Annotated in this window: 8 protein-coding genes and 2 pseudogenes; 4 read left to right on the top strand and 6 right to left on the bottom strand. The window is 57.9% G+C overall.

All coding sequences use genetic code 11. The features are described from left to right. Positions 1-122: 122 nt before the first annotated feature. On the bottom strand, positions 123-701 hold the full coding sequence (locus AC07V0_RS28990) for a DUF4337 domain-containing protein (protein WP_495020148.1): 579 nt from the start codon (positions 699-701) through the stop codon (positions 123-125). A 301-nt stretch (positions 702-1,002) separates the two neighbouring features. Here AC07V0_RS28990 and gfa point away from each other — a divergent pair, with 301 nt between their 5' ends. After that, positions 1,003-1,581, top strand: a complete 579-nt coding sequence (gene gfa / locus AC07V0_RS28985) for an S-(hydroxymethyl)glutathione synthase (RefSeq protein WP_495020147.1) — start codon at positions 1,003-1,005, stop codon at positions 1,579-1,581. A gap of 143 nt (positions 1,582-1,724) precedes the next feature. Here gfa and AC07V0_RS28980 read toward each other — a convergent pair whose 3' ends face one another. Next, positions 1,725-2,630 carry a hypothetical protein gene (locus AC07V0_RS28980; RefSeq protein WP_495020146.1) on the bottom strand — a complete coding sequence of 302 codons (906 nt, stop codon included), beginning with the start codon at positions 2,628-2,630 and terminating at the stop codon, positions 1,725-1,727. Between the two features lie 364 nt (positions 2,631-2,994). On the opposite strand from AC07V0_RS28980, the gene AC07V0_RS28975 reads away from it, so the two are divergent. Further along, on the top strand, positions 2,995-3,393 hold the full coding sequence (locus AC07V0_RS28975; RefSeq protein WP_237229551.1) for a hypothetical protein: 399 nt from the start codon (positions 2,995-2,997) through the stop codon (positions 3,391-3,393). A 119-nt stretch (positions 3,394-3,512) separates the two neighbouring features. Here the strand turns inward: AC07V0_RS28975 and AC07V0_RS28970 are convergent, their stop codons facing one another. Next, positions 3,513-4,235 (bottom strand): tetratricopeptide repeat protein, encoded by a 723-nt coding sequence (locus AC07V0_RS28970; protein WP_495020145.1) that lies wholly within the window; start codon positions 4,233-4,235, stop codon positions 3,513-3,515. 228 nt (positions 4,236-4,463) lie between these two features. Here AC07V0_RS28970 and AC07V0_RS28965 point away from each other — a divergent pair, with 228 nt between their 5' ends. Further along, positions 4,464-4,625: a DUF2986 domain-containing protein gene (locus AC07V0_RS28965; RefSeq protein WP_064618425.1), complete on the top strand. Its 162-nt coding sequence runs from the start codon at positions 4,464-4,466 to the stop codon at positions 4,623-4,625. Between the two features lie 136 nt (positions 4,626-4,761). Here AC07V0_RS28965 and AC07V0_RS28960 read toward each other — a convergent pair whose 3' ends face one another. Both AC07V0_RS28960 and AC07V0_RS28955 read right to left on the bottom strand, forming a co-directional pair. Continuing rightward, on the bottom strand, positions 4,762-5,811 hold the full coding sequence (locus AC07V0_RS28960; RefSeq protein WP_495020144.1) for an alpha/beta hydrolase family protein: 1,050 nt from the start codon (positions 5,809-5,811) through the stop codon (positions 4,762-4,764). A 235-nt stretch (positions 5,812-6,046) separates the two neighbouring features. After that, positions 6,047-6,577, bottom strand: a pseudogene (locus tag AC07V0_RS28955) (substrate binding domain-containing protein); the annotation flags it as partial. Between the two features lie 163 nt (positions 6,578-6,740). Between AC07V0_RS28955 and AC07V0_RS28950 the strand changes: the two are divergent. After that, a pseudogene (locus tag AC07V0_RS28950) lies at positions 6,741-7,058 on the top strand (hypothetical protein). Between the two features lie 57 nt (positions 7,059-7,115). On the opposite strand, the gene AC07V0_RS28945 reads toward AC07V0_RS28950, so the two are convergent. Then, positions 7,116-9,017, bottom strand: coding sequence for a potassium transporter Kup (locus AC07V0_RS28945; protein ID WP_050563969.1), 1,902 nt, complete (start codon positions 9,015-9,017; stop codon positions 7,116-7,118). Between the last annotated feature and the right edge of the window lie 427 nt (positions 9,018-9,444).

The raw sequence follows: 9,444 nt of genomic DNA, 5'->3' as shown, positions 1-9,444 counted from the left end.
AGATGATTCCGAATATCTACGGACTTCACGTAGAGACGCCCCGTCCCTATCGACGCTGACGTTTTCACACAGCCTGGACCAGTAGCGGTCGCATTCGACAGGCGAACTTCCGAGCGCCTCGCTCAGATATGCAGCCAAGCCAGCGAACCCAACATGACGCCAACACCCGCGGCCCCAAACGAGAGCCGCTTGAGCCATTCCTTACGCGTCAGCAAGGTAATGGCCGCCAGTGAAATAGCTATTTGAATCGCTGTCATTGCCTGGGCCCAGCGGTGATGCTGATGCAGCACCTGCTCTGACTTCTCGTCCCACTCTCTTGCCCGTTGTTCGAATGCTTCAGCCTTCTTGCGCGCCTCCTCCTTCTGTTCCCCGTACCGCCGCGCCTCAGCAACATAATGGGCGGAATCCAGCCCTGGAAGATGGCTTGCCAGATCCGACAGGTTCTGCCGGCTGGACTTGGCCTGGTAGTAATTCCACTCGTTGGCGGCTTCGGTTTTCTGGATGGCGGCGTTGTTTTTGTCCATGGCCGCCTCATTCTCCGTTGAGCCGGCCTGATAGCTCATCAGGGCGCCGACGGTCGCCATGATGGCTGTCATCACCGCAATCTTGCTGGCAAAGCTGTCGCCTTGTGCATGCGCATGATGGGTGGTGTGCTCAATGTGTTGCTCGTGTGGGCTGGGGACTTCGAACTCTTCAGGCATGGGTGTCGATCTTGGAGGTGTTAGTGGAGATGGACAGCATTATGAATTGTCCCTGATTCTTTGGACACAATTGACTGGCGGCCAGTAGTCCGTTGCAGACTATTCTTGATCTGGGTAACCAACCGGTCGCACCGAAGGAGGTCACTCGTTTATGCACTGTGTCCTTTTCGAAATCCGCCGCGGTTCGATCTGATGCATGAAGACAAATCGATCCGCGCCGTCATCGAGTTCCGATGAATTACCGGGTCTGGGGCACGGCCCCAGGCACTTTTGTCCGACACCCTGAAACGGAGACGCCAGCATGAGTACCTTGCAACTTCACCCTTCACTGGACAATGGTATCCAACCCGCCGCCGCGAATTTTACAGGTGGCACCCTGCAATGCCTGTGTGCGACCGACAAGGTCGAGGTCAAGATCGACGCACAAACTTTGTATAACCACGCGTGCGGCTGCAGCAAATGCTGGAAACCCAAAAACGCGACATTCGCCGTTATCGCCGTGGTGCCTCGAGATAAGGTCAGCGTCATTGCCCACGGCGAAAAACTGGAGATTGTCGACGAATCCGCCACCATCCAACGCCACGCCTGCAAGCAGTGTCACGCCCATCTCTTTGGGCGCATCGAGAACAAGGACCATGCGTTTTATGGCCTGGACTTCGTCCACACCGAGCTTTCGCCACAGCGCGGATGGGCTGCGCCGGGATTCGCGGCGTTCGTGTCCTCCATCATCGAAACCGGCACACCGCCAGCGCAAATGAAGGCTATCCGCGAGCGCTTGCGCTCGATCGGGCTGGAACCCTATGACTGCCTGTCCCCGGAGTTGATGGACGCACTGGCGACTCATGTCGCCAAACAGAAAGGCCTGCTCCCCGCCGCCTGATCGGTCGGTCGCCGCGGTTTCTTTTCCGGACCGCGGTCCGATTCACTAGTTCTGTGGGAGCGGACTTGCCGGATCGCCGGACCGCGGCAATGGCTTCACCGCAAGCACACCGGTCTTTCCCCAAGCGACTACCGGTGCCAGCGTCAGGGCTCTGCTGGCCGCAGATAGGGCTCGATAAAGCCGCAGCCAAGGATCTCGTTCAGGCGTTGCGCATCGTTCATTCGGCGAAACAGTCCGATAGTCTTCCACGGCGCGTAACCATCGACATTGGGCGCTCCCAATCCGGCCAACAGGTCGGCGATCAGTATTGATCGGGTCTCGAAAGAGATGCGTGTCAGCCCCGTACTATTGCCGACGCCGGCATGGGCATGAGCCCCGGAAAAGGCGATCAGGCTCCCCGGAGCGATATCGACGGCAATCCCCTCCTGCGGGTCGATCGCTTCCAACAGATGTGGAATAGCTTCGTCGGCATCCACGGCATTGCGGCCGTCTCGATGGGATCGCTGCAAAATGGCGCGCATATCGAAATCTTCGCTCGAATTACCCAGCGGTCGCTGCCAGAGGCCTGGATACAAGGCGACGGTACGCCCTGCCGCGATGGGATAGATGGGCGCCCACCAGTTGGTTTGTGCATAGATATTCGACCCCCAGGTATCGCGGTGAAACGCGATGGTGGCCGTCGTGCGAGCACGCGGTGTCGACTGCTCCGGCTCGCGATGTGGCTGAAAACGCAAATGCAGGCGATCGCACGCTAGGGTATCGGGGGCGATGCCAAGGCTTTGCACGACGTCCTGCCAGCGCTGCTGGACCTCAGCCGAGCCTGCGAAGTCGTTCTGAATTTTCGCAAAGCGCTCAGTCTGCTCAGGGTGGCTCAAATGGCGATGGATCTGTTGCGGCGACCAGGGATGCAGCGCGTCTTCGAGGAACGCACGCGTATATTCCACCAGGGCCGTCATGGCCTGCAGGTCAGTGAAGCGAATGATCTCGCCAGCATAGATCCGGTCATGCAATTGGCGAGCGGTGCTCGGTATGGCAAGCGAGCTGTACATGACTGGAAGTCCCCTGAGGATGCGCCCCCTGACTTTAGATCCACGCCGAGTGTGGCGAAAGTGGCAGGTGAGGCGAAAAAGCGCGGATCAGGCCCTGGGACGTGAGCAACAGGCGACCGTCAAGCCTGAATGGGACGCTTATGACAGTTCTTGGCAGGCAGTTAACAGCCAGAGCCAACACCAGATAGCAAACCTCAAAGAAGCCGAACAATGAGGTCGTCGGCTATTTAAGCCGCGGTGCCCTAGAACTTTTCTCTTTTTATCGGTCTATGTGGACAGGCACATCCTCGGTAAGCGCGACCTCGCAGGCTTCCCGCAGTCAGATGGCCACACGTCCATTGTCAATCAGAGGTTGTCTTCGCTCATGAAATTCCATGACCCACGGATGGTGCTCTTCGGCCTGTTCGCGTTCGCGGCAATGGGCTCCGCATCAGCAACACAAATGAAGACCTCAACCCCTGTTTTCGCAACTGAAATGGCAGCCGTTCAGGCTCCGGTCGAGGCCGCCGGTAACCCTTGGCCAACCTTGGCCAGTACGGCCGGCAAACAGCCAGGCCCCTTGCTGGCCCATGACGACCGATACTGGCATGACGGCCGTTGGCACGATCGTAGAGACGATTGGCGCCGAGACGAATGGCGTAGAGAACAGTGGCGCAGAGAGCAAGCCCGTCGAGAAGCTGAACGCCATCGTTATTGGGAGCGCCACGATGATCGCCCCATGCGGCACCGCTACGAGGACGATCACCGCTACTATCGTCGCTAGCCTGGGAATAGAGGTCGATGACGCCTTGGGAATGGCGGAACAGACGGAAGTCTGACAATTGATGTGACGCGACGGTCGAAGCTGGACCGTCGCCGACCCGCCAGAAGACACTCAGAAACTCATCCGTGTACCAGATAGGCTCCCAACGGAACCCGATGCCGTAGCTTCTTGCATTTGCCGGGTGGGGGCTGATGCCCGGGCGGACGATCAGGAAACCAGATTCGGCATTTACCCGGAGGCGGCCAATGGCCACGGGGAATCTCAACTACATCGTACGCGGGCGCTGGCTCGGCGGAAGCCGCTTGCAATTCTCCTTCGGGCATCGCGCGAGCGAAGTTGCCAGCATCGCGCCCAGCATCCGGAGCGGCTTGTTCAGCCGCGGCCATTTCTGCTTCGCGGAGCCTTTGGGCCTCCTCTTCGAGCCCCTTCTGTACTGCGACCTGGTCCTCTTTGGCGTTGGGTGAGGTGCTCGATGCGTTGGCCTGCTGCGCCGCCTGGATCAATTGGAAGTTGCGATTGCGTAACGCTACGTTGCTACCAACTCTCATGTTCGAGCGCACCGCCAACGTTTCAGCCTGTTGGTACTGCCCCTGCTGAAGACGCAACACACCGAGATAATGCAGCGTCGCGGGATTGTTCGGCTGGATATGCAGAGCACGCTCCAGCGTGGCAGCGGCTTGGTCCAACTGGCCATCTCCATACTGCCGCGATGCGGTTTCGATCAGGGTGGTTGATGCGCTGTTGCTTTGCGAGGGCGCCCTTCGCTCGGCAGCAACCGAACAAAGCGACGTGACGACGCAGAACGCCAGGAGGAGGCTCGGCAGAGAAATCTTGGTTGGCATCAGGGGGCGGACTCAGCTGATCTCGGACGGCACTGTCGTAAAACAGGCCACCAGCACTGCTCGGCATCTGCGACACAGGGCCCCCATTGACCTGACCAGTACCCTGAAGTTCCCGCCGCAACGGCCATTGCGGACGGAGTGGAATTCGCAGGCCGCCGCACCGGTATCAATTTTTACCTGAAATTTTAAGCTGGTATCATTCAAGCACTGACAAACCGAGCAGAAAATATGAATCGTCGTAAAAAAATAAATCAGTTATTAAAGGCTAACGCCAAAAAGGCCAGCGCCAAACTGGCACCGAAAAGCAAGACTAAATACATTAGTAAAGCTGACCGATTGAAGCTGGCGGCTGAAGCCGGTCAGGACGCAATCACTTGCGCTGAGAGCTGATCTACCTAGCCTTCGCGACCGACCGCTTCCGCCGCAGAGCCCACTTCCCTGCCCAACCGATCTGACAGATCGCGCGGACGCCAAAACTGCTACAGCGGTTTTTTTGTTGAGCTGCAGCAGTTCCCGCACCACGAGTTTACAAACTTGCTTCTTTGTAGGATGACTGAAGAAACTCTGCTATCAGCGATGTGATCTGCTGCTGAATCACCCCACGTGAGCGACCGCCGTCGCCATCCAGGCAAATAATGCCATCGCCTGGTACATCGTCTTCGAGCAGTTTCTGCGCGCCAGGTTTGCACATCGACAAGAAGCTGAAATGGCTTGCGTCGCTGATTTCGACGTAACGGCTTGACGCCGCAGGCAAGCGTTTGGCCAGGTTGGCAGACTCCAGTTCAGCAGGAAGCTCGCGCGACGGTACACCGGCAGCGATCACCAGCGCGGGTACCGGCAACGCGGCCAGGCTTTCATCGGTCAGGCCCCGTGAAAGGCCCAGATCCAATGTGACCACAGCAGAGACGCGTTTATCGCGCAAATCGGCGGCCAACGCGGCCTTTGATTTTGAGGTGCTTGCAGGGTTTATCGTTTCGTAGACGGTGCAACTCGCTAACTGCGGGTGAGCTTTGCAGTCAAGGGCGAAGCGGTCTGGATCGAAACGAGCACCGGCTATCTCCAGGGCGGTCCAGCCGCCGAGTGAATGGCCCACTACTGCAATTCGGTCATTGGCGACCAAGCCGAATTTTTCTGGTTGAGTCGTGACCGCATCTATGGCTCGGCGTAAATCAACCGGGCGCTGCCATAACTGCGCCGCAGCTTGAGGGCTACGGTCATGAGTGGTGGTGCCAGGGTGATTGATTGCGGCGACGATGTACCCCCTATGAGCCAGAGCACTGGCAAGCCAGATCTGGTTGCTCCAGTTCCCCCTGTATCCGTGGGAAAGCACCAGCAATGGATGCTTGCCAGCAGCGGGCGGCGCGTTACGAACGGCAGAAGCACCGACAAACACCACATCATCGCCGATCAATTGCGTGGCGGCGGTAGTCGCACTGGGATACCAAACGACCATCTCCAGTGAGCGGTCACTGTGCGGGTCCGCCAGTGTGGAAGATTGGAAGCCGACAGGGTTCTCATCGGCGAGTGCGAGAGTAGTCAGGCAGGTCAACAACAGGGCGCAAAAAGCTATTTTCAATGTCGTTTCTTCCTTGATTGGACAAGTGCACAGCAACCTGAATCCGCCGTCAGGCGCATCCACCTTCGTACGGAGTCGAAGCTAACGTGGCTGCATAGTGAGCACGGACATTAAAGCCCACAATCGAATCCACGGGCATAAATTTCATCGTCAACTCTGTTCGCGGTCTTTTAGAGAGAAGGCTGAACGTCCGCTTTCCCGCGGGTCTTGCCTAGTGAAAGGCAGTCACCACCCGCTAAGCATCCTGCAATTTCTCACGCAGAAACTCGATAAACCGTTGGGTTTTCGCCGGTAACAGTCGCGTCTCGGTGAGGGCATAAACCGAGACGGGCGAAGCCTGCCACAGCGGCAAGACTCTGCGCAGCGTGCCATCGGCGAGGTCTTGCGCAACGATGCCTTCGGCCAGTAACGCGACTCCCAGATCCAGCGTCGCCAGACGTCGAATCATTCCCACACTGTTGAGTTCAAATCGACCGCCCACCTCAACCTCCTCCTGCCCTTCACTGCTGGAAAGTATCCAGCGCTCAGCACGGGTTCCGCGCAGACGCAGACATTCGTGGTGAGTCAGGTCCGAGGGCTGGACGGGATCGCCGTACTGTTCGAGATAACGGGGTGAGGCGTAAAGACCGCGGCGCAAACTGGCGAGCTTGCGGGCGATCAGGTTCGAGTTCGCGAGCTCCCCCATGCGGATGACCACGTCTATCGGCTCACTCACCAGATCAACCTGACGCGGGGTCAGATCGAGCTCGAAGCTGATGTCGGGATACTGCGCGCCTTCACAACCTCGACGAACAGCGCCATGTCGTTGAGAAACTCCAAAGCTATTGCTCCATAAGTGGATCAATCATTTAAATTTTACCCGGTTTATCCCGAACTCGGATTGATCAATGATAGCCCCATGCCGCAACCCTACCGCCAGGAGCATCATCATGACGTATGAAAAATTCAGTGCCGACAATGCCGCCCTGCTGTTGATCGATCACCAGGTGGGAACGATGGGCTGGGTGAAATCCATCCCGTTCGAAGAACTGAAACGCAACGCGCTGATGCTCGCCAAAGCGGCCAGCATTCTGAAATTGCCGGTGGTGCTGACTTCCAGCATGGAAGGAGTGTGATGGCCGATGACATCGCCCTGCGGCGGATGGATAAGGGCGGCGTGACGCTGACCACCACCAACCAGCTGATCGCAGAACTCGCCGCAAGGTGGGCAGCTGGTGCAAGTGTTGATGGAAGCACTTCAAGGCTAAAGATTGGGTGCAATACCTGTGGGAGCAGCGCACCGCCGCTCCCACAGGGATGAGTCGCTACATCTCAACCTGCGTACCCAGCTCAATCACACGATTGAGCGGCAAATTGAAGTATTTGAGGTTGCTGTTGGCGTTCTTCAGCAAGAACGCGAACAGGGTCTCGCGCCAACGGGCCATGCCGATACGCTTGGTCGGGACGACCGTCTCGCGGCTGAGGAAATAGGTGGTGCGCATCGGACTGAAATCCAGCTCTTTCAAATGGCACAGACTCAACGCCAGCGGCACATCGGGCTCCTCTATAAAACCGAAGTGCAGACTGACCCGGAAGAACCCTTCGCCAAAAGACTCGATCTCGAACCGCTGATCCGCAGGCACACGCGGGCGGTCTTCAGACACCACGGTGAGCAACACCACCTGCTCGTGCAGCACCTGGTTATGCAACAGGTTGTGCAACAGCGCATGGGGAACTGCATCGGATCTGGCCGTCAGAAATACCGCGGTACCTTGCACACGATGGGGTGGTTGCGCGCGAATGCTACTGATGAACAACGGCAGCGGCAGAGCGGTTTCGTCCAGTCGCTCGACAATGATCTTGCGGCCGCGCTTCCAGGTGGTCATCAAAATGAACAGGGCAATACCGGCGATTACCGGGAACGCACCACCCTGGAAGATCTTCGATATGTTGGCGGCGAAGTACAGGCTGTCGACCACGAGAAAACCCAACAGCATCGGAATCGCCAGCCAGCGCGGTGTTTTCCACAGCAGCAGGACCACGGCCGAGGACAGGATGGTCGTGATCAACATGGTCCCCGTCACCGCCACGCCATACGCCGCTGCCAGCGCACTGGACGACTCGAAGCCGATGACCAGCAACACGACGCCGACCATCAGCGCCCAGTTCACGAGGCCGATGTAAATCTGCCCCTGCTCCTGACTGGAGGTGTGCTGGATAAACATACGCGGCACGTAACCCAGCTGAATAGCCTGGCGAGTCAGTGAGAACGCCCCGGAAATCACCGCCTGGGAGGCGATGATGGTGGCCAGTGTCGACAGCGCGACCATCGGCAGCAGCGCCCAGTCGGGTGCCAATAGATAGAATGGGTTGCGTACCGCTTCCGGGTTCCCGAGGATCAACGCCCCCTGGCCAAAGTAATTGAGCACCAGGCCAGGCAGCACCAGCATGAACCAGGCACGGGCAATCGGTTTGCGACCGAAATGGCCCATGTCGGCATACAGCGCTTCAGCACCGGTCAATGCCAATACCACGGCGCCCAGAATGGCGATGCCAATGCCCGGATGAACCACGAAGAATCGCACCGCCCAAGCAGGATTGAGCGCTTGCAGCACTTCCGGGCGTTGCAGAATGCCGAATGTACCGAGAATGCCCAACACCACGAACCACAGCACCATGACCGGGCCGAACAGGATGCCGATACGCGCCGTGCCATGTTTCTGGATCAGGAACAGTGCTACCAGAACGATAACGGACAGCGGAACGACCCAATGCCCGATGCCCTCGAACGCAAGTTGCAGACCTTCAACCGCGGAGAGCACCGAAATGGCCGGGGTGATCATACTGTCCCCGTAAAACAGTGCCGCGCCAAACAGCCCGAGCAACACCAGGTTCCGGCTCATTTTCGGATAAGGCGCCGAGGCCCGGCGTGCCAGTGCCGTCAAGGCCATGATGCCGCCCTCGCCCTGGTTGTTGGCGCGCAGGATAAACAGCACGTACTTGATCGAGACGACCCAGATCAGCGACCAGAAAATCAACGACAGAATGCCCAGTACACCGTCCTGATTGGCCTGGACGCCATAGTGGCCGGCGAACACTTCCTTGAGGGTGTAAAGCGGGCTGGTACCAATGTCCCCATAAACCACGCCGACCGCGGCGACGAGCAAGCCCACTCCTGATGTTTTGGCGTGGGAGTTTTCATGGGCGGGGATCGCTGTTTCGCTCACGGGTAGCTTCTCTGAGATTGAAGGAAATAAATGGCATGCCACCTTCGAGCAAGAGGGTTTGCGGGGCTACCGGGTAAACATTGGAACTCAGCCATGAAACCCCACGGCTTGATAATGAGATTAGTCCATGGGTGTCATGCCGTTCGTTCAGGTGACCTGGAGAGTTTGCAGGCCTGTCGACGTTCAAAAAAACGCGGCAAGTATCCTCGCAAGGGAAAACACCTACCGTAAAGAAAGCGTAAAAATGTACGGGCAGCAGCGAGCGAATTTCGATCAAGATTCTTGTGCGCGACCAAAAATAGTCCTTAATTAGAGGCAAGGTTCTTTCCGGGACCTCGCCACATCGCTATATCCTGTGTTTCAACCCGAATCACCTGAATCGAGTGCCAAGGCACCACCAGCATGGAGTTTGCGAATGAGCCAAGGG

Source organism: Pseudomonas sp. GW821-FHT01E10 (assembly GCF_059422365.1).
Note: the sequence above shows the minus strand (reverse complement) of the source record. Positions and strands in the feature narration are given on the sequence as shown.

Coding starts and splice junctions, on each gene's coding strand:
- AC07V0_RS28970 (WP_495020145.1), bottom strand. CDS start 4,235: ATGCCAACCAAGATTTCTCTGCCGAGCCTCCTCCTGGCGTTCTGCGTC.
- AC07V0_RS28980 (WP_495020146.1), bottom strand. CDS start 2,630: ATGTACAGCTCGCTTGCCATACCGAGCACCGCTCGCCAATTGCATGAC.
- gfa (WP_495020147.1), top strand. CDS start 1,003: ATGAGTACCTTGCAACTTCACCCTTCACTGGACAATGGTATCCAACCC.
- AC07V0_RS28975 (WP_237229551.1), top strand. CDS start 2,995: ATGAAATTCCATGACCCACGGATGGTGCTCTTCGGCCTGTTCGCGTTC.
- AC07V0_RS28965 (WP_064618425.1), top strand. CDS start 4,464: ATGAATCGTCGTAAAAAAATAAATCAGTTATTAAAGGCTAACGCCAAA.
- AC07V0_RS28990 (WP_495020148.1), bottom strand. CDS start 701: ATGCCTGAAGAGTTCGAAGTCCCCAGCCCACACGAGCAACACATTGAG.